Source organism: Streptomyces sp. NBC_00250 (assembly GCF_036192275.1).
Lineage (GTDB): Bacteria > Actinomycetota > Actinomycetes > Streptomycetales > Streptomycetaceae > Streptomyces.
Map to the genome: position 1 here is coordinate 4,301,006 of NZ_CP108088.1, position 23,019 is coordinate 4,324,024.

Annotated in this window: 22 protein-coding genes; 8 read left to right on the top strand and 14 right to left on the bottom strand. The window is 71.1% G+C overall.

Annotation, left to right across the window (positions count from 1 at the left end):
* The first annotated feature begins 203 nt into the window (after nt 1–203).
* Together OG259_RS19345 and OG259_RS19350 are read left to right on the top strand one after the other, a co-directional pair.
* Nucleotides 204–614, top strand: a complete 411-nt coding sequence (locus OG259_RS19345; protein WP_328943414.1) for a hypothetical protein — start codon at nt 204–206, stop codon at nt 612–614.
* Nucleotides 615–681: 67 nt separating this feature from the next.
* Nucleotides 682–1,398, top strand: coding sequence for a nucleotidyltransferase family protein (locus OG259_RS19350; protein WP_328943415.1), 717 nt, complete (start codon nt 682–684; stop codon nt 1,396–1,398).
* 72 nt (nt 1,399–1,470) lie between these two features.
* Here the strand turns inward: OG259_RS19350 and OG259_RS19355 are convergent, their stop codons facing one another.
* Entirely contained in the window at nt 1,471–3,084 is a 1,614-nt protein-coding gene (locus OG259_RS19355) for a DoxX family membrane protein (RefSeq protein ID WP_328943416.1), read from the bottom strand.
* A 160-nt stretch (nt 3,085–3,244) separates the two neighbouring features.
* Here OG259_RS19355 and OG259_RS19360 point away from each other — a divergent pair, with 160 nt between their 5' ends.
* Both OG259_RS19360 and OG259_RS19365 read left to right on the top strand, forming a co-directional pair.
* Entirely contained in the window at nt 3,245–4,888 is a 1,644-nt protein-coding gene (locus tag OG259_RS19360; protein ID WP_328943417.1) for a hypothetical protein, read from the top strand.
* A gap of 37 nt (nt 4,889–4,925) precedes the next feature.
* Nucleotides 4,926–5,558 carry an NUDIX hydrolase gene (locus tag OG259_RS19365; protein WP_328943418.1) on the top strand — a complete coding sequence of 211 codons (633 nt, stop codon included), beginning with the start codon at nt 4,926–4,928 and terminating at the stop codon, nt 5,556–5,558.
* Nucleotides 5,559–5,674: 116 nt separating this feature from the next.
* Here the strand turns inward: OG259_RS19365 and rlmB are convergent, their stop codons facing one another.
* The 5 genes from rlmB to OG259_RS19390 all read right to left on the bottom strand — a co-directional run bounded on the left by rlmB (nt 5,675) and on the right by OG259_RS19390 (nt 10,321).
* On the bottom strand, nt 5,675–6,634 hold the full coding sequence (gene rlmB / locus OG259_RS19370; protein ID WP_328943419.1) for a 23S rRNA (guanosine(2251)-2'-O)-methyltransferase RlmB: 960 nt from the start codon (nt 6,632–6,634) through the stop codon (nt 5,675–5,677).
* 99 nt (nt 6,635–6,733) lie between these two features.
* On the bottom strand, nt 6,734–8,134 hold the full coding sequence (gene cysS / locus OG259_RS19375; protein ID WP_328943420.1) for a cysteine--tRNA ligase: 1,401 nt from the start codon (nt 8,132–8,134) through the stop codon (nt 6,734–6,736).
* Nucleotides 8,135–8,258: 124 nt separating this feature from the next.
* The gene (gene ispF / locus OG259_RS19380; RefSeq protein ID WP_328943421.1) at nt 8,259–8,768 is read right to left on the bottom strand and encodes a 2-C-methyl-D-erythritol 2,4-cyclodiphosphate synthase; all 510 of its coding nucleotides are present in this window, start codon (nt 8,766–8,768) and stop codon (nt 8,259–8,261) included.
* Complete coding sequence (ispD, locus tag OG259_RS19385) at nt 8,758–9,507, bottom strand: 2-C-methyl-D-erythritol 4-phosphate cytidylyltransferase (protein WP_328943422.1); 750 nt, start codon at nt 9,505–9,507, stop codon at nt 8,758–8,760. Before ispD ends, ispF begins: the two co-directional genes overlap by 11 nt.
* Nucleotides 9,508–9,838: 331 nt before the next feature.
* Nucleotides 9,839–10,321, bottom strand: coding sequence for a CarD family transcriptional regulator (locus tag OG259_RS19390; protein WP_003953493.1), 483 nt, complete (start codon nt 10,319–10,321; stop codon nt 9,839–9,841).
* A gap of 628 nt (nt 10,322–10,949) precedes the next feature.
* Here OG259_RS19390 and OG259_RS19395 point away from each other — a divergent pair.
* Complete coding sequence (locus tag OG259_RS19395) at nt 10,950–11,588, top strand: DUF461 domain-containing protein (protein ID WP_328943423.1); 639 nt, start codon at nt 10,950–10,952, stop codon at nt 11,586–11,588.
* A gap of 67 nt (nt 11,589–11,655) precedes the next feature.
* Here the strand turns inward: OG259_RS19395 and OG259_RS19400 are convergent, their stop codons facing one another.
* Nucleotides 11,656–12,336: a response regulator transcription factor gene (locus OG259_RS19400; RefSeq protein WP_017242433.1), complete on the bottom strand. Its 681-nt coding sequence runs from the start codon at nt 12,334–12,336 to the stop codon at nt 11,656–11,658.
* Entirely contained in the window at nt 12,333–13,562 is a 1,230-nt protein-coding gene (locus OG259_RS19405; RefSeq protein WP_328943424.1) for a sensor histidine kinase, read from the bottom strand. Before OG259_RS19405 ends, OG259_RS19400 begins: the two co-directional genes overlap by 4 nt.
* 265 nt (nt 13,563–13,827) lie before the next feature.
* Between OG259_RS19405 and phoU the strand changes: the two genes are divergently transcribed.
* Complete coding sequence (gene phoU, locus OG259_RS19410; RefSeq protein WP_266894680.1) at nt 13,828–14,508, top strand: phosphate signaling complex protein PhoU; 681 nt, start codon at nt 13,828–13,830, stop codon at nt 14,506–14,508.
* Nucleotides 14,509–14,976: 468 nt separating this feature from the next.
* Here phoU and OG259_RS19415 read toward each other — a convergent pair whose 3' ends face one another.
* From OG259_RS19415 to OG259_RS19430, 4 genes are all read right to left on the bottom strand, one after another.
* Complete coding sequence (locus tag OG259_RS19415) at nt 14,977–15,456, bottom strand: GNAT family N-acetyltransferase (RefSeq protein WP_328943425.1); 480 nt, start codon at nt 15,454–15,456, stop codon at nt 14,977–14,979.
* A 56-nt stretch (nt 15,457–15,512) separates the two neighbouring features.
* Complete coding sequence (locus OG259_RS19420) at nt 15,513–15,863, bottom strand: hypothetical protein (protein ID WP_328943426.1); 351 nt, start codon at nt 15,861–15,863, stop codon at nt 15,513–15,515.
* A 157-nt stretch (nt 15,864–16,020) separates the two neighbouring features.
* Nucleotides 16,021–17,358, bottom strand: a complete 1,338-nt coding sequence (locus tag OG259_RS19425; RefSeq protein ID WP_328943427.1) for a S41 family peptidase — start codon at nt 17,356–17,358, stop codon at nt 16,021–16,023.
* A gap of 170 nt (nt 17,359–17,528) precedes the next feature.
* The gene (locus tag OG259_RS19430; protein WP_328943428.1) at nt 17,529–18,557 is read right to left on the bottom strand and encodes a helix-turn-helix transcriptional regulator; all 1,029 of its coding nucleotides are present in this window, start codon (nt 18,555–18,557) and stop codon (nt 17,529–17,531) included.
* A gap of 63 nt (nt 18,558–18,620) precedes the next feature.
* Between OG259_RS19430 and OG259_RS19435 the strand changes: the two genes are divergently transcribed.
* Complete coding sequence (locus tag OG259_RS19435; RefSeq protein ID WP_328943429.1) at nt 18,621–19,766, top strand: epoxide hydrolase family protein; 1,146 nt, start codon at nt 18,621–18,623, stop codon at nt 19,764–19,766.
* Between the two features lie 114 nt (nt 19,767–19,880).
* Here the strand turns inward: OG259_RS19435 and OG259_RS19440 are convergent, their stop codons facing one another.
* On the bottom strand, nt 19,881–20,639 hold the full coding sequence (locus OG259_RS19440) for a phosphoglyceromutase (protein WP_055601085.1): 759 nt from the start codon (nt 20,637–20,639) through the stop codon (nt 19,881–19,883).
* A 136-nt stretch (nt 20,640–20,775) separates the two neighbouring features.
* On the opposite strand from OG259_RS19440, the gene OG259_RS19445 reads away from it, so the two are divergent.
* Nucleotides 20,776–22,080 carry an MDR family MFS transporter gene (locus tag OG259_RS19445; RefSeq protein WP_328943430.1) on the top strand — a complete coding sequence of 435 codons (1,305 nt, stop codon included), beginning with the start codon at nt 20,776–20,778 and terminating at the stop codon, nt 22,078–22,080.
* On the opposite strand, the gene OG259_RS19450 is transcribed toward OG259_RS19445, so the two are convergent.
* Entirely contained in the window at nt 22,070–23,002 is a 933-nt protein-coding gene (locus OG259_RS19450; RefSeq protein WP_328943431.1) for an MBL fold metallo-hydrolase, read from the bottom strand. The genes OG259_RS19445 and OG259_RS19450 overlap by 11 nt on opposite strands.
* Nucleotides 23,003–23,019: the final 17 nt, after the last annotated feature.

Genomic DNA, 23,019 nt, shown 5'->3' on the forward strand with positions numbered 1-23,019 from the left:
CCGAACGACCCCGTATCTCTTGCAGATGCGGGGTCGTTCGTCTTGGTGGAGGACCCAGTGGGGGTTTACCACCGAAAACCCCGGCATTCCGGGCCCACCCCCACCCCTCGCGTCAACACGGAATTCGAAAAGCCGCTTCGAACCATCCCCCGCGAGAGTGACTAAATGTCGCCATATCACTACCGGCCGCTACGCTCGCCTGCGTGACGCACACTGCCCGCCGAATCGGCCGCTCTCTCGCCCTCGTCCTGCCCATCGTCCTGGTGCTCTCGGGAACGCTCGCGGTGTCCGCCGTTCCGTGGGCCGGTCAGGACTCCGGGACCCAGCTCACGGCGTCCTCCTCCGAGGTCTCCGTCCGGGCCAAGCCCCGTGCACCGCAGGACATTCTGCGCGACCAGCTCCTCGCCGAGCTCCAGGAGAAGGACCCCGGCACGGCCCTCACCCACCTCCAGCGCGAGGTGGAGAACCGGCCCTCGCTCGCCAAGCACTGCATGTCCATCGCCCGCTCCCTCGGCCGCGCCGCCGTCGAGCAGTACGGCCCGTCCCGCGCCCAGGGCTTCTCGCGACCGGTCTGCGACACCTCCTACGCGACCGGCGTGATGCGCGCGAGCTGAACAGCCGCACACGGAGCGACGTCGCGCGTCCGGACCTCTCGCCTGCGGGGCGCCTATCGTTCCCCGTATGCACACCTCTCCGACGCAGGCCGTGGTCCTGGCGGGTGGCCAGGGCTCCCGGCTGCGCCCGTACACCGACGACCGCCCCAAGCCGATGGTCGAGATCCCGGGCACCGGGACCCCGATCATCGGCCATCAGCTTTCCTGGCTCGCCGCCGAGGGCGTGACCGACGCCGTCGTCTCCTGCGGCCATCTCGCCGAGGTCCTCCAGGAGTGGCTGGAGAGCGCCGACCTCCCCCTCAAGGTGACGACGGTCGTCGAGACCGAGCCCCTGGGCCGCGGCGGAGGCCTGAAGTACGCCGCCGCGCACCTGCCCGCGCCGGACCAGCCCTGGTACGCCACCAACGGCGACATCTGGACCCGTTTCTCGCTGCGCGAGATGGCCGCCTTCCATGCCGAGCGCGACGCCCTCGCCACCCTCGCCCTGGCCCGTCCCCGGATCCCGTGGGGCGCCGTCGAGACCGACACCTTCGGGCACATCACCGACTTCATCGAGTCGCCGCCGTCGCCGTTCCTCATCAACGCGGGCGTGTACGTGTTCTCCGCGGCCTTCACGGAGCTCCTCCCGGACCTGGGCGACCACGAACGCACCACGTTCCCCCGGCTCGCCCGTGAGCGGCGCCTGGCGGGCTTCCCGCTGCCCCAGGGCGCCTACTGGCGGGCCATCGACACCGCCAAGGACCTCACCGAGGCCGCCAAGGAGCTCGCCGCCCAGAGGGGCTGAACCGGAGAGGCGCGAAGAAGGGCGGCACCACGTTCTCGTGGTGCCGCCCTTCTCGCTGTCCCGTCAGCCGGTTCAGCCCAGCAGGCCGCCGATCGGGTTCCTCGCGCCGCCCGTCGTCGAGCCGCTCTCGGTCGGCGTGCCCGTGGAGCTGCCGGTCGAGCCGCCGCTGGTGCCGCCGCTCGACGTGCTGCCGCCCGTGCTGCTCGGGGTGTCGCTGGTGGACGGCGGGGGCTCCGGGTCGGACTGCGTCGGCGTACGGCTGCTGCCGCCGCCCGTGCCGGTGCCCGTGCCCTGCGTGGCCGTCGGGCGCTGCTGCTGCGTCCGGGTGGCCTCGCGGGTGGTCTCGGTGGGCCGGCTCGCCTCCTGCGTCTCCTCGCGCTCCGCCGGGGCCTCGCTGGTCGCGGCCGGGGCGGGCGCCGTGGACGCCGCCTTGGAGGGGGCGCGACGCGTCGGCTCGGTGGGGAGCGGCTGCCCGGGGAGGTGGTTGATCGGGTCGTCGTTGGGGCCGGGGACGGTGACCATCTCGGTGGAGCGGACGGCGCCGCCGAGGACGGAGCCGATGAGGAGGGTGAGGCCGACGACCACCGAGGCGAGGAGGGTGCTGCGGCGCGTGACGCGCCGGCGCAGGTCCCAGAGGTCGGCGCGGGGGCCGAGGGTGCGCCAGGCCTCTCCGGCGATGCGGCCGTCGAGCGAGTAGACGGGGGCGCCGGCGATGATCAGCGGGGACCAGGCGGCCAGGTAGATGATGTCGGCGGAGTCGTAGACCGGGACGGTCTTCCAGCTGACCGTGAGGATCAGCGCGGCGGAGAGCAGGGCGCCGACGACGGCGGCGGCGCGCTGCCAGAGTCCGAGGACGGTGAGGACGCCGACGACGACCTGGAGGAAGGCGACGGTGAGTCCGGCGCCGACCGGGTGCTGGAGGGCGAAGTCCCGGAGGGGTTCGGCGAGGGCCCAGGGGTGCAGGGAGTTGAGCCACTTCACCATGGAGCCGCGCTCGCCGCCGTCGAAGTAGACGGGGTCGCAGAGCTTGCCCATGCCCGCGTAGATGGAGATGAAGCCGAGGAAGACGCGGAGCGGGAGGAGGACGACGCCAAGGTTCATCCGGCGGCCGGGGTAGTAGGCGTGCCGGACGGCGTCCTGGCCGTGGCGCTGCGCGGGCCGGCCGTCGGTCGTCTCGTCCTCGTACGCTCCCGGTCCGCCGCCGGTCTCGGTCCGGAGGTCGTACAGCTCGTCGTACGCACCCTCGGCGCGGCGCATCGGCGGCAGCAGGGGGCCGGAGTCGGCCGTCACCACGGGGTTGGGCATCGTCTCGTCGAAGCGCGGGATGGCCTGGGTGGCGCCCGCCTCCAGACCCCGGTGACCACCGTGCCCGCCGTGGCCGACGGCCGGGTCGAGCGTGGAGACGGAGGACTCGCGGACGGCCTGGAGGAGGCCGGTCGCGCCCGGTGAGGACTTTCCGGTCCATACGACGGGACGACGGCGCGGTCCGCCCGCTCCTGCCGCGGCCCCGGACAGGGCCGCGGTGCGGGCGCCGGCGCCGATCTTCGGCTGCGGGGCGGGCGCGAGCCGCACACGGAAGCTGGCGTGGTTCACGATCACCTGGGCGGGATCGGAATCCACCTTGACCATGCTCAACGCGGGCTGATCGTCGAACCCCGGCCGGGGCGTTCTGGTGTCCACACTCATCTAACCGAGTGATCTGGGTTTAGGACACTGCCTTGACGGCTCGCAAATGTCCGAGACCCGTCAAGATCAACGGTGCCGGAGGAACCGACGTTCGGTTACCGATCGTCAATCTTCCCTAGAATCACATTAGTTGACCCGGACGATGCAGGGGAGCGCCGTCATGACCGATCCCGTCCCGCAGCCGGGGACCGAGCAGAGCCCGGACACCGCACGGAACAGGGTGCCCGAGCCCCGCTCTCCCGGGGATTCCGCACCCTCCGCGGCCAGGACTCCGGGCCGTCCCTTACGGGAGTCCCAAGGTCCCGCCACTCCCGAACGGGAGTCCCACCAGCTCGTCTTCGGCGATCTCCACGACTATCCCGTGATGGCACAGGCCCTCGACAACCAGTGGCTGCCCGCCGGACTCGCGGGCGCCCGCCAGCACGCCTCCGCGCCGGCCCGACCGCCCGTGGAAGCGGTCGAGGCCGCCTCCGCCGAGCTACGCCGCTCGCTCGTGAACAGCGGCACCCTGGTGGTCAACCGCGCGTTCCTCCTCAACAACGAGGCGCTGTACGCGAACTACCTGCCGTCCGCCGACCCCGCGGAGCGGGACGCCTTCATCCGGCTCCTGAACGACCGGGTGCTGGTGCCGTACCTCTACACGGAGCGGGAACCCGCCGCGGACTTCACCTGGGCCCACGACCGGGCCGTCGGACACGCCTGGCGACGGCTCGTGACGGAGGAGGCCGAACCCGCGCTGGTCCGCTTCGACTGGGACGACGAGGCCAACGGCGAGAAGGCCGGCCAGGTCGGCAACTTCTTCTCCACGAACGTCTCCGCCCTCCGCCGGCTCCGGGCGCCGCAGCTCGCCCAGGACCTCGGCATCCCGGAGGAGCTGGCCAGGTCGATGCGCGAGGGCGTCCTCAAGGACATCTACTTCTGGGCCGGTGAGCAGGACAACGACCGGGACATCACCCGTAACGCGCTCTACCAGCGGTTCATCACCCGGCCCGGCACCGATCCGTACCAGAACCTGCTGCGCGACGGCGATCACGTCGTGCCCACCAAGCAGCTGGTCGACCTGCTCTACAGCCTGGGCGTGCCCCGGGCCGGCGGGCTGATCCCGGTCACCCCGCCGGACTCCCCGCCCCGCTCGACGCTCCAGGAGCTGCGCAGCGACCTGCGGCCCCGCGACGACGACCCGGAGGCGATCGGCCGGCTGCTGCGCGATCTGTTCGCGGACGCGCTGCACCGGGCGGTGGACGGGCCGAACTCGTACGCCGGTCTCTCGCTGGCCGACGTCAACCGGCTGCGGCGGGAGGAGGAGTGGCGGGCGTACGTGGACTCGCTCGACTCCTTCGTCCGCGGCGGCTTCCAGGACGGGCGGATCCCCTCTCCGGAGGAGTTCTCGGCGGGTACCTCCGAGGTGGCGCGGCGGCACGCGCGGATGCTGCGGACCGCGCGCGCGACGAGCGGCAGCGGCAGCGGGTTCGCCCGGGACATCGTCTCGGTCCTGGTCATCGAGGCGGGCGGGGTCGCCCTCCAGGTGACGAGCGGCGAGGAGGTGTCGCTGCTCGCGGGGTCCATCCAGATGCTGACGGCGGCCGCGGGGGCGCTGACCATCCGGCTGGAGTTCCGCGACCGGGGCACGAAGGGCCGGCGCGGAGGCCTCGGGCACTCGCTGACATTGCCGACGCTGCGGCTGGGCAGTCTGAAGCGGGACTGGGAGGCGATCCTGGGGGCGTACGGAGGGCGGGTCGTCGAGACGGGACGGCTCCCCGGCGTACCCCGCCAGGCCGACCAGCAGTGCCAGCCCGACCAGTGACGAGCCGGCCAGGGGCCGGGAGAGGCAGGGTCCGCGCATGAGCATGGAGCCCGCGCGCCGCTACGAGCAGCTGCGCGCCGAGCGGCCGGAGCTGTTCCGCAACGAGCCGGGCGGCATCGAGATCCTCACCGACCCGGACGCGGTCGCGGCCGCCGGAGGGGTGCTCTACCAGGATCCGTACGTCCTGCTCGTCCGGGATCCGGTGCGCTTCCCGGACGGCCGGGAGGGCACGTACATCCGCGCCCTGAGCGCGGCGGCCGAGCCCGGCTGTGTCGTGCTGCCGCTGCTCGGCGACCGGATGGTGCTCATCGAGCACTACCGGCACGCCACCCGGTCCTGGCAGTGGGAGCTGCCCCGGGGCTTCGGCACCCGAGGCCTGTCGAGCGCGGAGAACGCGGCGAAGGAGGTGGACGAGGAGATCGGGGCGCGGGTGGAGGAGCTGATCCCGCTGGGCGAGCTGCATCCCGACAGCGGGATGACGGGCGACCGCGTCCTCCTCTTCGCGGCCCGGATCGACGCGATCGGCCGACTGGCGGACGCGGAGGCCATCCGGAGTTCGCTGACGATCCCCTTCGCGGAGGCGGAGGGGATGATCGCCGACGGCCGCATCACGGACGCTTTCACCATCGCCACGATGACCCGCGCCCGCCTGGCGGGCCTGACGGCCTGAGGCGAGCGCGGGTACGGCGAGGGGTGTCCTGCCGATGAGCCACCGGGCCGGTGGCTTTCCGGGACGGTGGCTTTCCGGGCCGGTCGCTACCGGCCCGGTGGCCTACGGAGCCGGTGTCAGCGGGCCATCCGGCGGCGGGCCGCCTCGTAGAGCACGACACCGGCGGCGACACCGGCGTTGAGCGACTCGGCGCCGCCCGGCATCGGGATGCGGACGAGGAAGTCGCAGGTCTCGCCGACCAGGCGGGACAGGCCCTTGCCCTCGGAGCCGACGACGATGACGACCGGACCGCCCAGCTCCGCCAGCTCGTGCACGTCGCGGTCACCGTCGGCGGCGAGGCCGACGACCGTGACACCGGCCTTCTGGTACTGCTCCAGGCAGCGCGTCAGGTTGGTGGCGCGGGCGACCGGGGTACGGGCGGCGGTGCCGGCCGAGGTCTTCCAGGCACCGGCGGTCATACCGGCGGCGCGGCGCTCGGGGACGACGACGCCGTGGCCGCCGAAGGCGGAGACCGAGCGGACGACGGCGCCGAGGTTACGCGGGTCGGTGATGCCGTCGAGGGCGACGATCAGCGGGTCGTCGTGGTCGTCGAACGCGGCCGTGACGAGGTCCTCGGGGTGCGCGTACTCGTACGGCGGCACCTGGAGGACGAGGCCCTGGTGGTTCAGGCCGTTCGTCATGCGGTCGAGCTCGGGGCGCGGCGCCTCCATGATGTTGATGTTGCCGCGGCCGGTGGCGAGGTTCAGGGCCTCGCGCACGCGCTCGTCGTTGTCGATGAACTGCTGCACGTACAGGGTCGTGGCGGGCACGCCGTCGCGCAGGGCCTCGAAGACCGGGTTGCGGCCGACGACCATCTCGGACAGGCCCTTGCCGCCGCGGCGGGCGACGGGCTTGCGCTTGGCCGCGTTCCGGGCCATCGCGTTGTTGACGCGGAATGCCTTGTGGCCCTTGCGGGCCTCGGCCTTGGGCGTCGGGCCTTTGCCTTCGAGGCCCTTGCGCCGCTGGCCACCGCTGCCGATCGTCGCACCCTTCTTGTTGGACGTGCGACGGTTCCTGCGCTGGCTGTTCCCGGCCATGACTACCTAATCCTCGGTGTTGCGTACGGAGGCGTACTCGGCCCTCGTACAAGGTCTGTAACTGAAGTGTGCCGCCCGGAGGCCCGAGCGGCACGTCTTCTAACGGTTGCCCAGCGTCCAGCGGGGGCCGTCGGGGCTGTCCTCGATGGCGAGGCCGGACTGGTTGAGCTGGTCGCGGATCGCGTCCGCGGTCGCCCAGTCCTTGCGCTCGCGCGCCGACTCGCGCTGCTCCAGCACGAGCCGTACGAGGGTGTCGACGGCGCCGTGGAGCTCTTCGCCGCCACCGGTCTCCTCGGCCCAGTGCGGGTCGAGCGGGTCCAGGCCGAGGACGCCGAGCATGGCACGGACCTCGGCGAGGCGGGCGATGGCCTCGTCCTTGTCGTCCGCGGCGAGGGCGCTGTTGCCCTGGCGGACGGTGGTGTGGATGATCGCGAGCGCGTGCGGCACGCCCAGGTCGTCGTCCATGGCCTCGGCGAAGGCCGGCGGCACCTCGGCGGCGGGGGCGACGTCCTTCCCTGCCTTCTCGGTGGCGCGCTGGACGAAGCCCTCGATGCGGGCGAACGCCGACTCGGCCTCGCGCAGGGACTCCTCGCTGTACTCGATCATCGACCGGTAGTGCGGGGTGCCCAGGTAGTAGCGGAGGACGATGGGGCGCCAGTTCTTCACCATCTCGGACACCAGCACGCTGTTGCCGAGCGACTTCGACATCTTCTCGCCGGCCATGGTGACCCAGGCGTTGTGCACCCAGTACGAGGCGAAGTCGTCGCCGAAGGCCTTGGCCTGGGCGATCTCGTTCTCGTGGTGCGGGAAGATCAGGTCGAGGCCGCCGCCGTGGATGTCGAAGGCGGAGCCCAGGTACTTGTGGGCCATCGCCGAGCACTCCAGGTGCCAGCCGGGACGGCCGCGGCCCCAGGGGGTCTCCCAGTCGGGCTCGCCCGGCTTGGTGGCCTTCCACATCGCGAAGTCGCGCGGGTCGCGCTTGCCGGTGATGCCGTCCTCGGTGGGCTGGCGCAGGTCGTCGATGTCCTGGTTGGACAGCTCCAGATAGCCCGGGAAGGACCGCACGTCGAAGTAGACGCTGCCGTCGGCCTCGTACGCGTGACCGCGCTCGATGAGGCCGCGCATCATCTCGATCATCTCGGGGACGTGCCCGGTGGCGCGGGGCTCGTACGTCGGCGGCAGGCAACCGAGGGCGTCGTAGCCCGCGTTGAACGCGCGCTCGTTCTCGTAGCCGATGGACCACCAGGGGCGGACCTGGTCCGCGCCCTTGGCGATGATCTTGTCGTCGATGTCGGTGACGTTGCGGATGAACGTGACGTCGTAGCCGCGGTAGGCGAACCAGCGGCGCATGATGTCGAAGTTCAGCCCCGACCGGATGTGTCCGATGTGCGGGGCCGCCTGGACGGTGGCGCCACAGAGGTAGATCGAGACGCAGCCCGGCGTGAGCGGGGTGAAGTCACGGATCTGCCGGGCGCTGGTGTCGTACAGGCGAATAGTCACCACTCCAGGGTAGTGGGCGTGTGGTAGTGCCCCGATACCTGTTCCCCGTCTCCGATGACGTTTTTCACCGGTACCGGTGGATGCCGGTACCGGTGAACGTGACGACCGCCGCTCCGGAACGCGGTTACGGGCGTGCCACCCGGTACACGAGTGCCGTCGCGAGCGCCGCGAGGCCCTCCGCGCGACCCGTCAGACCGAGGCCGTCCGTGGTCGTGCCGGAGACCGAGACCGGGGCGCCGGCCGCCTCGCCCAGTGCCCTCTGGGCCTCGTCGCGCCGCTTGCCGACCTTGGGGCGGACGCCGACGACCTGGACCGCGATGTTGCCGATCTCGTAGCCCTCGGCGCGGACGATCCGGGCGGCCTCCGCGAGGAGGGTGACTCCGGAGGCGCCGGAGTACTCGGGACGCGAGGTGCCGAAGTGGGCGCCGAGGTCGCCGATGCCGGCGGCGGAGAAGAGCGCGTCGCAGGCGGCGTGGGCGGCGACGTCGCCGTCGGAGTGCCCGGCGAGGCCGTACCCGTCGTTCTCGTCGGCGTCCCAGAGGAGGCCGGCGCACCAGAGTTCGCGGCCCTTCTCGAAGGCGTGGACGTCGGTGCCGATGCCGACGAGCGGGACGAGGGGGAGATCAGAAGCCATCGTTGGCCCTCCTGCGGGCGAGTACGGCCTCGGCGAGGACGAGGTCGAGGGGACGGGTCACCTTGAACGCCTCTTCGTGGCCGGGCACGACGACGACGGGCGCGCCGAGCCGCTCGACCATGCCGGCGCAGTCGGTGGCGCCCTCACCGGTGAGGGCGACGGTCGCGTGGGCGTTGACCAGGGTGTCGTGGTCGAAGCCCTGCGGGGTCTGGACGGCGCGGAGGCGGGCCCGGACCGGGGTGGCGACGACCTGCTCGGGGTCGCCCGGCTTCTCGGCCGGCTCGACCTCCTTGACGGTGTCGGCGACGGGCAGCGCGGGGACGACGGCGACGGCCCCGTCCCGGACCGCCTCGATGACCGCGTCGACGGTGTCGACGGGGACGAGCGGGCGGGCGGCGTCGTGGACGAGGACGGTGGTGATGCCCTCGGGGAGCGCCTGGAGGCCGAGGTGCACGGACTCCTGGCGGGTGTCACCGCCGGGCACGACCAGGTAGTCGGTCCGCTCGGGGAGGGCGTGGGCGTCGAGGAGGTTCTTGACCTCGGCGGCGCCGTCGGGGGGTGCGACCACGACGACCAGCGAGACCGCACGGGAGGCGGCCATCGCACGGACGGCGTGGATGAGCATGGGGGTGCCGTTCAGCGCGCGCAGCGCCTTGGGGGCGCCCGGACCGAGGCGTACGCCCCGTCCGGCCGCCGGGATCACCACGGCGGTACGAGAAGGACGCGCTTCGTCTGACATCGGTTGCACTCCGGCAGGTTTGTTTCCGCGGCCGACATGGGTATGGCCTCACCGTGCCGGACGCTCCGCCTTGACCGGGCCCTTTCCGTGACGACGGTCGAGGCGTGCCGCCCGAGCACAGGGGTTCGGACGTGAAGAAGTAAGAGGGGGATGTGGACGTACGTACATGAACATGCGTACGTGGCGTACGCATGCATGCCGTACGTGACAGACAGTACGTACATGAACATGCCGCAGCGCCCGGCGGCAGCACTGTGTGGATCACAGCACGCCAGCGGGCACCGCGGCATCGCTTCACTTGTGAGCGCGCTCGGATGTCGTCAGAGCACGCTCAGGACGCGAGGACCTCGTCGAGGAGAGCCTCGGCCTTGTCCTCGTTCGTGTTCTCCGCGAGGGCCAGCTCGCTGACCAGGATCTGCCGAGCCTTGGCGAGCATGCGCTTCTCACCGGCGGAGAGACCGCGCTCGCGCTCGCGCCGCCACAGGTCGCGGACTACTTCGGCGACCTTGATGACATCGCCGGAGGCGAGCTTCTCGAGATTTGCCTTGTAGCGACGGGACCAGTTCGTCGGCTCTTCGGCGTACGGCGCGCGAAGCACCTCGAAGACCCGGTCCAGCCCGTCCTGACCGACTACGTCGCGAACACCAACGAACTCCGCATTGTCCGCCGGCACGCGAACCGTCAGGTCGCCCTGCGCGACCTTGAGCACCAAGTAGGTCTTGTCCACGCCTTTGATCTGGCGAGTTTCGATGGCCTCGATCAGCGCGGCCCCGTGATGGGGATAGACCACGGTGTCGCCAACCTTGAACGTCATGTGACAGGTACCCCTTCCGTGGCTATCCAGGGTAACACGGATACGGCTTCTTCTGAATGGCGTTTTCGCAGGTCAGGGCATATCTCGGGGCTTGACAACAGCAACACGAACGTGCTGCGGAGGGCTTCCGGAAGGCGGTATTCGCAGGTCGGAGCGGCTGCGCGGACGGAGAGAAACGCGCACGTTACACCTACCCGCAGCCCCTCCAGGGAGGGTCGATGCCCCGTTTTGTCGGGTTCGGAGTGGCCTTCCCAACGTACTCCGTTCGAGGATCGTCCACCCGTACGGATGCATCACCGGGTGATTCCGTAATTGATCAGCCGACGCGGGTCGGGGTTTTTCCGGAGGTACGGCTCCGGGGAATGCGGCGCGGCCCTCGAATTGATCAAGGCGGTTATGTGAACAACAGGTCAATGGGTCGCGATCCGGCCACGGCCGCCGGTGTGCGGCGAGAGCGGTGGACGGCTCGCGGGACCGCCCCGGGGACCCCATGGCCGGTTAGGGGCGGGTCGGGTGCGGGACGGAGAGTGCGGCTCGGTAACCTGAGCGCGCTGACACACCCTTAGTTGGTCTTTAGTTCCGAAGCCTGTCCGTAGCTTGTCCGTACGTCCTAGGAGATGCCGCCGCCGTGAGCCGCAGCCTTCGACGCGGCGCCCTCGCCGCCACCGCCATCGTTTTCTCCATCGCCGCGCTGTCCGCCTGTGGAGCGGGCAACGACGCGCAGACGCTCGAAATCAAGCCGGACAACGCCGCCGTCACGGTGGACGATGTCAAGATCCAGAACGCGCTCGTGATCACCCAGCCGCTGGACGTGGCCAAGGGCCCGGCCGTCGTCTCGGCCACCGTCTTCAACAACGGTGACAAGCCCCAGACGCTCGACGCCATCTCCCTCCAGGGCAGCAGCGCCACCGTGGCGCTGAAGGCGGCCACGGGCGCCGGCCCGATCGTCGTCCCGGCCGGCGGCTCCGTCGTGATCGGCGGCGAGGGCAACGCCTCCGCCGTCATCGAGAACGGCAGCGAGGCCGCCCGCGACGGTGACGCGCAGAAGGTCGTCTTCAAGCTGAGCGAGACCGGCGACGTGAGCCTCAGCGCCTTCGTCGTCCCGGCGACCAGCTACTTCAAGGACTTCGGTCCGACCATCCTCCCGGCGCCCCCGGGCACCCAGCCGACCGCCACCGCGACGCCCTCCGGCGCGGCCGAGGGCGAGCACGGCGGCGAGGCCTCCGGCGAGCCGTCGGGCGAGGCGAGCCACGCGGCCGGTCACTGACCCGCACACAGGCATACGTGAAGGGCGCCTCCCCGGCGGGGAGGCGCCCTTCACGTATGCACCGCTTCTACGGCTCGAACTTGTAGCCCAGGCCTCGGACCGTGACCAGGTAGCGCGGGGCGCCCGGGTCCGGCTCGATCTTGGCGCGGAGGCGCTTGACGTGGACGTCGAGGGTCTTGGTGTCGCCGACGTAGTCCGCGCCCCAGACCCGGTCGATGAGCTGCATACGGGTCAGCACACGGCCCGCGTTGCGCAGCAGCATCTCCAGGAGGTCGAACTCCTTCAGCGGCAGGTCGACCTTGCCGCCCGAGACCGTCACCACGTGGCGGTCGACGTCCATTCGGACCGGGCCGGCCTCCAGGGCCGCGGGGGTGACCTCCTCCGGCTCACCGCGGCGGCGCAGGACCGCGCGGATGCGGGCGACCAGCTCCCGCGAGGAGAAGGGCTTCGTCACGTAGTCGTCGGCTCCTATCTCCAGCCCGACGACCTTGTCGATCTCGCTGTCCTTGGCGGTCACCATGATGACCGGGACGTTCGAGCGGCCGCGCAGCTGACGGCACACCTCGGTACCGGGCAGCCCCGGAAGCATCAGGTCGAGGAGGACGAGATCGGCCCCGTTGCGCTCGAACTCGTCGAGACCGTCGGGCCCGGTCGCCGCTACGGCGACCTCGAAGCCCTCCTTGCGAAGCATGTAGGACAGGGCGTCGCTGAAGGATTCCTCATCCTCGACGACGAGCACTCGGGTCACGGAAGGACCTCCGGGGCAGGAAGCGGTTCGGTCATGAGATCAGGGGTGGGGGACGAGGCGGGTCGGCGGTCCCGTACGGCGCCCGCCTCGGGCAGCCGCAAGGTGAAGGTGGAGCCCTGACCCTCGGTGCTCCAGACGGTGACCTCTCCCCCGTGGGAGGCGGCCACGTGCTTGACGATGGCCAGGCCGAGTCCCGTACCGCCGGTGGCACGGGAGCGGGCCGGGTCGACGCGGTAGAAGCGCTCGAAGATGCGCTCGCGGTCCCTCTCCGAGATGCCGATGCCCTGGTCGGTCACGGCTATCTCGATCAGGTCCCCGCCCGGCGCCGCGATGTGGCGGGCGGCGATGCCCACCCTCGTACGGGCCGGTGAGTAGTTGACGGCGTTCTCCACGAGGTTTCCGAGGGCGGCGGCGAGCTGGCCGCGGCTGCCCCAGACGTAGAGGTCGGCCGCGCCTCCCGAGACCATGGTGATCTGCTTGGTGGAGGCGGGCTGCCGGGAGCGGTCGATCGCCTCGGCGACGAGTTCGTCCACGGACACGGGCTCGGAGTCTTCCAGCGGGTCGTCGTTCTGCACGCGGGAGAGGTCGATGAGCTCCTGTACGAGGTTGGTGAGGCGGGTCGCCTCTATCTGCATGCGGCCGGCGAAGCGGGTGACCGCCTCGGGGTCGTCCGAGGCGTCCATGACCGCCTCGGAGAGCAGGGAGAGCGCGCCCGTCGGGGTCTTGAGCTCATGGCTCACGTTGGCGACGAAGTCGCGCCGTACCGCTTCGATACGACGGGCCTCGGTGAGGTCCTCGACCAGCAGCAGCACCAGGCGCGAGCCCAGCGGGGCGACCCGGGCGGAGACGGCGAGGGCCTCGCCGCGTCCGCTGCCGCGCCGTGCCAGGTCCAGCTCGACCTGCCGTATCTCTCCGTCGCGGCGGGTGTCGCGGGCCATGTTGAGCATGGGCTCCACGGCCAGTTTCCCGCCTCGGACCAGGCCGAGCGCGTACGCCGCCGAGCTGGCCTTCACCACGGAGTCGCTCTCGTCGAGGACGACCGCGGAGGAGCGCAGCACGGACAGCACGGTGTCGACGCCGGGCGGGAGCACGGCGTCGGTGTGCAGTGAGGTTCGGGTGGGTCTCGCCTGGTCGCGCTCGCTCCAGCGGAACGCCAGCATGGCGATCACGCCGGTGCACACGCCGGCGATCGCGGCCAATGCGGCAACCGCCGCGTTCACGTCCATGCCCCCAAGGTTATGCGGGCTCGACGACTCCCTCCCAGCCGTCCGAGTGGCTGCTCGAACAGTCGTCGCCCAGAGTTCACCGTGGAGACGGGACCGGTTCATTTGCCCTGACCGGAGCGGTGGCGCGTGTCGCCCAGAGTTCACCTTGGGGAAAGTGCCGGTTCATGTGAGGGGGTGGAACCGGACGCGTAGGGGGCCGAACGTGGGAGCGTGGGGGTCCTGAGCCCCACCCGGACCCCGGAGCTTTGCGTAGAGAGGGACATCCATGCGGGACGCGTACCACGAGGAACTGGACTCGATCGGTGAAAGCCTGGTCGAGATGGCCCGGCTCGTCGGGTCGGCGGTCGGGCGCGCCACGACGGCGATGCTCGACGCGGATCTCAAGCTCGCCGAGAGCGTGATCGCGGCGGACCAGAAGGTCGACGACCTCCAGCACGACCTGGAGGCCCGGGCGATAGCGCTGCTCGCGCGGCAGCAGCCGGTGGCGACGGATCTGCGGATCGTGGTGACCTCGCTGCGCATGAGCGCCGACCTGGAGCGCTCGGGCGACCTGGCCCAGCACGTGGCGAAGCTGGCGCGGCTGCGGTTCCCGGAGTCGGCGGTGCCGCGGGACCTGCACGCGACCATCCTGGAGATGGGACAGCTGGCGCAGCGCCTGATGGCGAAGGCGGCGGAGGTCATCATCACGAAGGACGTCGACCTGGCGCTCCAGCTGGAGCAGGACGACGACGAGATGGACCTGCTGCACCGGACGCTCTTCCAGCACCTGATCGACGACCGCTGGAAGCACGGCATCGAGACGGCGGTCGACGTGACGCTGCTCGGCCGCTACTACGAGCGGTTCGCCGACCACGCGGTGTCGGTGGCGAAGCGTGTGGTGTACCTGGTGACGGGTGAGCACGCGGACGAGCTGCAGGCGGCGGACGCGCCGGTCGAGGGCGCGTAGCGTCCGTCCGGCGGATCAGGGTCGTCGCGGCCATGATCCGCCGGGCAGACCCTGCGCGCCCGGGCGCCCATGTGCCCACGCACACGGGCGTACGGGCGCCGATGCGCCGTTGATGCGCCCGCCCGGGTGGGCATGCAATGGGGGGAGGCGACGTGCGCCTCGAAAGGGAGGGACCCCCATGGCCGAATCCCCCATGACGAACGATTCCGGGCCGGAGGCGCCGCGCGAGATGGTGCACCTGCCGCTGCTGGGCGCCTGCGGATGCGGCTCGGGCTGCGGCTGCGGCTGCCAGTCGGGTGCCCCGTGCCAGTGCGGCGGCTGCTCAGGCTGACGGAACGGGTGGGGGTGGGGTGCGGGGGTGCTGCATCCGCACCCCACCCCCTTCTCTCTGCGCCCCGGGTTCTCTCTGCGCCCCGGGCCATATGTCCAGGACGTGTCCCGCCCTGTACGTCCAGGACGTGTCCCGCTCTACATGTCCAGGACGCCGACGATCTGGTCGCCCGAGGTCTCCCCCGTCGTACGGAAACCGAGGCGCTCGTAGAAGGCGCCGGGGCCGTCGTCCCCGGGTGCCCAGGTGACGTAGAGGCGCTCTTCGCCGCGCCGCCGCAGCTCGTCGCGTACGGCTTCGACGGCGAAGCGCCCGTACCCCTTGCCCTGCACATCGGCGGCGATGTTGAGTCGCCAGAGACCGCTGCGCCGGTCGGTGGGGTCCTTCTTCTCGTTCCAGGGGAGGTCGAGGAAGGCCATCAGGAAGCCGACGAGCCGGTCGCCGTCGAAGATCAGCCGCGGCCAGGCGGCGTCCCCGAAGGCGTACGCCTCGGCGAGGGAGCGCGAGACGGGGGAGACGTTCTGCTCCTGATGGGGGTGGACCCGCAGGTCGAGGGCGGCGTCGACGGTGGCGGGGGTGACCTTCTCCAGGCGGAGTGAGGGTTGGGTACCGGTGCTCATGACCTGGACGGTAGCGACGGGACGGACGTTCTCCCAGCCGTTTAAGGCCCGTCCGCTCAGCCGGCGAACCAGACCGAGCGGAGCTTGAGGCGGTCGGAGGCCGGGCGTCCGTGGGGGCGGAGGGTCCAGGAGTCGCCGGTGCAGTCGGGCTCGGTGAAGACCGTCGCGAAGTCGTCGGTGTCGTTGTGCGGCGCGAACGCGGGCTCGGAGGAGCTGGGGTCCGCGGCCTCGGGGATCGTGATGCATCCCGGGCCGGCCGGGTCGTGGAGCGTGACCCACTGCGGGTACCCGTCGAGCCCGACGAACCGGTAGCTGAAGTCGCCGGTGGTGGCGTGGGCGGGGGAGGCGAGGGTGGCGGTGAGGGCGAGGGCACCGCAGACGGCGGCGAGGGAGTGCCGGAGACGCACGAACGTTCTCTTTTCCTGGGAGGGTACGGATTCCTCCGCACTCATTCCTCCTCCTCATGGCCCCCACGCGGAGCGGGCGCGCCGGAAGGTTTCCCCCTCACCCGTCCGGCGCAGCTCCCGTGGTTCGGGCCTCGACGTGCCGGGCCTCAGCGCTGCTTCAGCGCTTCAGCGCCGCGACGGCCGTGTCGAAGGCGGAGTCGCGGTTCTGCTGGAACTCCTCCTCGGTGAAGACCGGTGTCGGCAGGTGCGGGGGGATGCCGGTGACGTCGAAGGTCCTCCCCGTGCGGGTCAGGAACTCCTCGTTCGGGAGCGTGAACTCCATGCCGTTCGGGAGCGAGCGTTCCAGCATGTCCGAGAAGACGCCCTGGGTCGGTCCGCCGATGCGGACGGTCCGGCCGGGTCGGTCGATGAGGGCCTGGACGAAGGTCTCCCCCGCGCTGAACGTCGTGTCGGCCGTGAGCACGGCGACGGGGCCGGTGTAGCGGGGGGCGTCGTGGGCCGGCTCCACCCGGACGGGCTGCGGCGGGGTGTACCGGGTGCGCTTGCGGTAGGCGAGGTACGGGGTGTCGGTCAGGCGTCCGGCGAGGTGCACGCCCAGGGCGTCGTCGCCGCCGCCGTTGACCCGGAGGTCGATGATGAGCCCTCGGAGGGAGTCCGTGCGCTCACGGGTGAGGACGGCGTCCAGTGCCCGGTCCAGTTCGGCGAGCTGGCGGGCGTACGTGCGGTCCGTCGGGTGGTAGCCCCCGAATCCGGAGATCCGCAGGTAGCCCTGCCCGTCGGGCAGGTCGGCGTAGGAGATGCGACCGTTCCCGTACTCCTGTGGGTTCTTCCCGCCGAGGTCCCGCCGGACGATGTGCGCCTTGGCCCTGACGTCCAGCTGCCGGAGGTCGCTCGGGGTGCCGGGTCGGAGGTGGGGATCGGAATCGCGGTCCCCGTCGGAGACGGAGACGTGCGCGTCGTTCAGCGGAGCCACCATGTCGTCGAGGAGGGGGAAGAGTTCCTCGCGGGTGGTGTCCGCGTGGACCTTGGGGCGGTAGGTGTCCCGGACGGCGTGCCAGTCGATGCCCCGGGCCGCGAAGAGGGGGTAGTTCTCCTCGAAGGTCTGCCAGAAGACGTCGAAGGCCGTCAGCGCCGTCACCTTGTCGGCGGGCAGCACGTGGTCGCAGGTCTTCGGCAGCGCTGCGAGGCGCCGCAGTCGGCGGTCGCCGGTGGCGCCGGCCACGTGCAGCGTTCCCTGCGGGCGGACCGTGAGCAGGGTCTTGTCCTCGGTGCGATAGGTGCCCGGGGCCGTCTCTACGGCCGCTTCGCCGGGTACACAGCTGATCGCCGTGGTCTGGTACTCCTGCAGGTGCCCGTCCGCGATCGACAGGACCGCGCCGTAGCCGTCGACGCGCCAGACGCCGTCGACCGAGCTCCCGGTGCCGGTCGGGTGTCCCGCCGCGACGGCGGGCAGGGCCGTCCCGGCGGCCAGGGTCGACGCCATGACGATCGTCATGGCGATGGCTCCTCCGAGCCTCTTGTGTCGCATTCGGTTTCCCCGTTCTCGTCCACGGCGTGCCGGGCCTGTGCGGCCCCACACAGAAAACGATCATGGCCGGGACGCATGCCCGGGGAACATCCGGCGAACCGGTGGCCCGATCGGGGGGTAACCCCCGGACGCCCGCCTCAGCGGGCCGACGTGGTCGGCGGAGTCGGTGGCGGTGTCGGCGGAGTCGACGAGGTCGGTGTCGGCGGAGTCGGTGTCGAGCGGGCATAGCGCGACGCGAGCCGGCGGAGGTGGGTGACCAGTTCCTCCGGCTCGGTGACGTCGAAGTCGAAGTCGAGCATGCCCAGATACACGGCGAGGGTCTGCACCGTGTCGGCCCCGGTGGTCAGGACGCAGCTGTCGGCGTCGACGGCCTCGACGGTGCCGACCGCGGGGTTGATCCGCTCGATCACCTCCGTGGCCGGCGCATGGACGATCACGCGCGCGTGATGGCGCCAGGCCGCGCTCGACACCCGTCGGGAGACGTACGAGGCGACGTCGCCGCCGGGCAGTTCGCGCGGCGCGAAGCGCGGTCCTGTCGGGGTGCGGGGCCGGATCCGGTCGATCCTGAACGTACGCCAGTCCTCGCGCTCGACGTCCCACGCGACCAGATACCAGCGCCGTCCCCAGTTCACCGCCCGGTACGGCTCCACCACGCGGCGGGTGGCCGAGCCGGCGTGGTCCAGGTAGTCGAAGCGCAGTCGCTCCCGGTCGCGGCAGGCGGACACCAGGGTGGTCAGCACCTCCGCCGAGACGGTCGGCGCCGGACGGTCGGCGGGCACGGCCACGGTGTAGGCCTGGAGTGCCCGCACCCGTCGGCGCAGCCGCGAGGGCAGCACCTGCTCCAGCTTGACCAGGGCCCTCAGCGAGTTCTCCTCGGTGCCCGGGACAGCACCCTGCGCGGCGGTGCGCAGCGCGATCGTCACCGCGACGGCCTCCTCGTCGTCGAGAAGCAGCGGAGGCACCGCCGCCCCGGCACCCAGCCGGTAGCCACCGGTGGATCCGCGCGTGGCGTCCACGGGATAGCCGAGCTCGCGCAGTCGGTCGATGTCGTTGCGAACGGTGCGGCCGCTCACCCCCAGGCGCTCGGCCAGTTCGGATCCCGGCCAGGCTCGCGGGGTCTGCAGGAGGGAGAGCAGGCGCAGCAGTCGTGCGGAGGTATCGAGCATGAGACCCAGCCTGTTTTGCCATTAGGAACGCATCGTGCCTATATCGAGAATACTGTTTCATCCATGGAGATCAGCAGCAGCACCGACGCCCGGATCCACCCGTACCGCATCGACATCGCGCAGGCCGAGCTCGACGATCTGCACGACAGGCTGGCCCGTAGCCGCTGGGGCGGGGAGATCCCCGGCACCGGCTGGAGCCGGGGGGTCCCCACCGACTACCTCAAGGCCCTGGCCGCGTACTGGGCCGACGGTTTCGACTGGCGCAAGGCGGAGGCGGAGCTCAACGAGTTCCCGCAGTTCACGACCGAGATCGACGGGCAGAACATCCACTTCCTGCATGTCCGTTCGGAGAATCCGGCGGCCGTCCCGCTGCTTCTGCTGCATGACTGGCCCTGCTCGTTCGTGCAGTTCGTCGAGGTGATCCGACCGCTGGCGGAGGACTTCCACGTCATCGTGACCTCGACGCCCGGCACCGGCTTCTCCGGTCCGCTCGGCGAGGCCGGGTGGAACACCGGACGCATCGCGGGCGCGTTCGTCGAGCTGATGGGCCGGCTCGGCTACGACTCCTACGGCGTCCAGGGCACGGGCGGCGGCGCCTGGATCGCCGCCGAGATGGGGCGCCAGGCACCCGATCGGGTCGTCGGCATCCACGTCAACGGCCTGATCACCTTCCCCTCGGGGGACCCCGCCGAATTCGAGGGGCTCACCGGACCCGAGCAGGAGCGCCTCGCCCGGCTGGAGGAGTTCCAGCAGGACAAGATGGGCTTCAACGCCATCCAGTCCACCCGTCCGCAGACCCTCGCCTACGGTCTGCACGATTCGCCGGTGGGCCAACTCGCCTGGATCACCGAGAAGTTCAAGGAGTGGACGGACCCCGCCGCCGAGCTTCCCGAGGACGCCGTGGGCCGGGACCGCCTGCTGACGAACGTCAGCGTCTACTGGTTCAGCGGCACGGCCGGCTCCTCGGCGAACCTCTACTACGAGGCGGGCCACGACGCGAGCGCCTGGGCCCCGAAGGCTCGCGGCACCGTCCCGACCGGTGTCGCCGTGGCCCTGGGCACCGACGTCGCCATCCGCCGCTTCGCCGAGCGGGACCACAACGTCACCCACTGGACCGAGCTGGAGCGCGGCGGCAACTTCCTCGCGCTGGAGCAGCCCGAGGCGTTCGTCACCGACGTCCGCGCCTTCTTCGGCGGACTCGCCGGCTGAACCCGGCACGACCCCCGGTGGGCCGGCGCCTCACGGCCCACCGGGGCCCACAGGCATGAACAAGGCCCCCACTCGCGGAGAATCCGCAGGTGGGGGCCTTGATCGTGGCTTGGGCTACTTCTTGCCCTGGTTCTTGACCGCCTCGATGGCCGCGGCGGCGGCTTCCGGGTCGAGGTAGGTGCCGCCCGGGTTGAGGGGCTTGAAGTTCTCGTCCAGCTCGTAGGCGAGCGGGATGCCCGTCGGGATGTTGAGGCCCGCGATGGCCTCGTCCGAGATGCCGTCGAGGTGCTTCACCAGCGCGCGGAGGCTGTTGCCGTGGGCCGCGACCAGGACCGTGCGGCCCGACAGGAGGTCCGGGACGATCGCGTCGTACCAGTACGGGAGCATGCGCTCCACGACGTCCTTCAGGCACTCGGTGTCCGGGCGCAGCTCCGGCGGGATCGTCGCGTAGCGCGCGTCGTGCGCCTGCGAGAACTCGCTGTCGTCCGAGAGCGGCGGCGGCGGGGTGTCGTAGGAGCGGCGCCACAGCATGAACTGCTCCTCGCCGAACTCGGCGAGCGTCTGGGCCTTGTCCTTGCCCTGGAGGGCGCCGTAGTGGCGCTCGTTCAGGCGCCACGAGCGGTTCACGGGGATCCAGTGGCGGTCCGCGGACTCCAGCGCGAGCTGGGCGGTGCGGATGGCACGCTTCTGGAGGGAGGTGTGCAGTACGTCGGGGAGCAGGCCGGCGTCCTTGAGCAGCTCGCCGCCGCGCGTCGCCTCCTTCTCACCCTTCGCGGTGAGGTTCACGTCCACCCAACCGGTGAACAGGTTCTTCTCGTTCCACTCGCTCTCGCCGTGGCGGAGGAGGATCAGCTTGTACGGTGCGTCGGCCATGCGTACGAGCCTAATAGACCGCCGACGATTGACGCGCGTCGTCAATCCGCTGGCGTCCGGCACCTGAGATGCGTAAGTTACGACTGCCGCAAGAGGGACTTACATCAAGGTTTACACAGCAGGGGGCCGGCCACACATGTCCATCGACTCGCTCAGACGATCAGCCCGTACGACGGTTTCCGGACTTCCGCAGGGCTTCTGGTGGCTCTGGCTGTCGACCCTGGTCAACCGGACCGGGGCTTTCGTCCTGACCTTCCTGTCCCTCTATCTGACGGTGGAACTCGGGCACTCGGCGTGGTTCGCCGGACTCGTCGTCGCCCTCCACGGCCTCGGCGGCGTCGCCGGTTCCCCGCTCGGCGGCGCGCTCACCGACCGCTGGGGCCGCCGCCCCACCATGGTCACCATGCACCTCGCGGCCGCCGCCTCCGCCGCCGCCCTCGCCGTCGTCACCAGCGCCTGGGCCATCGCGACGGTCGTCCTCCTCATGGGCGTCGCCATGCAGGCCGTCCGACCCTCCATCAACGCCACCATCGCCGACATGGTCCCCGCCCACGACGTGCGCCGGGCCTACGCCCTCAACTACTGGGCCCTCAACCTCGGCTTCGCCATCGCCTCCATCGCCGGCGGCGCCGCGATCTTCCTCGGTTACCGGACGCTGTTCGTCGTCGACGCCGTCGCCACCGTCCTGTGCGCCGTCATCGTCTTCCTCCGCCTCCCCGAGACCCGCCCCGAGGCCCGGACCGACAAGGCCGGCAAGCCGGTCGTCGAAGCCGAGGTCAGCATGTTCACCGTGCTGCGCGACGCCCCCTTCCGCACCCTCGTCCTCCTCAACCTCTTCGTCTGCGTCGTCTTCACCGCCCCCTGGATCGGCCTCCCCCTCACCATGGCGGACAAGGGCCTCTCCCCCTCCTCCTACGGCGTCGTCATCGCCGTCAACGGCATCGTGATCGTCGGCTTCCAGCTGCTCGTCAACAAGCTGACCGACAAGCGCTCCCCCGTCGTCCTGCTCAGCCTCTCCTCCCTCCTCTTCGCCGTCGGCACCGGCGCCACCGCCCTCGCCGGCTCCTCGGTGGTGGCCTTCGCCGCGACCGTGGTCGTCTGGACGGTCGGCGAGATGATCCACGTCCCGACGAACGCCGCCGCGACCGCCCGCCTCGCCCCCGAGCACGCCCGGGGCCGCTACCAGGGCGTCATGGGCATGTCCTGGGCCGTCGCCGGTTTCGTCGCCCCGATCGGCGCCGGCGCGATCGTCGACGGTCCCGGCCCCGGTGTCCTGTGGGCGGCGACCTTCGCGATCGGCCTCCTCGCCGCCGTCGGCTACAGCCTCCGGCTCCGCAAGGCCCTGGCCGAGGACAGCGACGTCCTCGACCGCCCCGCCGGCGACAGCGTCGCGGACAGGACCGCGGACGACTCCGCCGACAAGTCCTCCGTCAACGCCTGACGGAGGAATCCCTCCCGGCGAGACGGAACCGGCTCCCCTCCCTGCGCACTTCGGCGGTGCCCGACCCGCCGAAGTGCGCGGGCACGACCAGCTCCCGCTCGTCGGCGGCCCGTTCGAGGATCCGGCGGCGGCTGACCGACGCCGCCGCCGCGTCCAGGCAGAAGCAGCTGTTGTGCGCGGGGTCGAGGATCTGCACGGGACTGTGCAGGAGGTCCCCGACGAAGACCGCCCGCTCTCCCCCCGACGCGAGCCGCAGTACGGCCGAGCCGGGTGTGTGACCGGGCGCGGACTCCAGGGTGAGGTGCTCGTCGATGCGGTGGACGCCGTCCCAGAGCACGGTCCGGCCCGCGCGGTGGAGGGGCGCGACGCTGTCCTCGTAGACGAGCCGGTCGTCCTCGCTCAGGCCGCCGCCGTAGGCGTTGTCCGGCCCGAAGTGGGCGTCGTCGGCCGCCGGTACGAGGTACTGGGCGTGCGGGAAGGTCGGCACCCACTCCCCCTCCGCGCCCTCCGCGCCCTCGGCGGCCCGGGTGTTCCAGCCGACGTGGTCGGCGTGGAGATGGGTGTTGACGACGACGTCCACGTCCTCGGGTCGGACGCCGGCCCGTTCCAGGAGGCCGAGGAAGTCCCCCTGCCAGTGGTGGAACTGCGGCGAGCCGGGCCGCTCGCGCCCATTGCCCACCCCCGTGTCGACCAGGATCGTCCGGCCCCCGCTGCGCAGCACCCACGTCTGCAGGGACATGACCGCCCGGTCACCCTCCGGCTCCCAGTGGTCCGGCGCCAGCCAGTCCTCGTTGTCCTTCCACGTCTCCTCGCCGGCCGAGGGGACGAGCTCGCGGGTGCCGGCGAACGGCCCCTGCCACTCGACGACCCGGACGATCTCGACGTCTCCCAGGACCATGCGCTGTGCGCTCTCATCCGTCATGCCGTCGACGTTAGGGG